The 643-nt window shown below is 51.9% G+C and carries 1 protein-coding gene; it reads left to right on the forward strand.

Going from position 1 to position 643, the window contains the following annotated elements; all coding sequences use genetic code 11:
* Positions 1 to 423: 423 nt before the first annotated feature.
* Positions 424 to 643, forward strand: a 220-nt coding sequence (locus tag AC1RPW_RS07780; protein WP_481769408.1) for a hypothetical protein, incomplete at its 3' end; no start/stop codon positions are given.

Genomic DNA, 643 nt, shown 5'->3' on the forward strand with positions numbered 1-643 from the left:
GTTCGAATCTCTCAGCACCTGCCATATTCAGTCAGTAGAACTGACCAGCTACTGATTCGGGTTCGCCCGAGATTCATGCACGACGGTATTGCACATGCCGCGCAGTCTGGTTACCTGCACTCCTTTTGCTCGGTGTCGGCCCGGGTTAATGTGCAGAGCCGAAGATGTTTGGTTGATTTGGTGTTGGGCAAGTAAATAGAGGGTGGATAGTTGGCGCTATCCACCCTTTTGTTTTTGCTGCGGAGGAATCGTGCGGGACATACTGGTGATTGCGATCATGCTGCTTGGTTGCGTAACTCTAAGAATTCAATTGGGCGCACACGATGTTGCTCCCGCGTTGTCCAACCTGATCATGAGTGTGTACACGGTTGTAGCCGTCACCTTTATGTTCGTGATGGATAGAAACAAACTAAGGAACACTAAATGAGTACTCATGTCTTAAAGCTTGATGAGAACCTTCTTGGCGCTCTGGCCCGTCTTAGCTCAGGGGTGCGCGAGGAAGGTCGCAAGGTGACGGCAGTAGTGCTCAGCGACAAACTGTGCGCAACGATCGCGAGCTGCATTATGGCAGAGCAGGAACCTCCAGAGGATTTGCCCATCCGGCACATCTTCTTGGCGCTTGACCTGATCTACTACGCGGGGT

The sequence above is a fragment of the Dellaglioa sp. CoH-55-MRSF-8 genome (assembly GCF_056782195.1).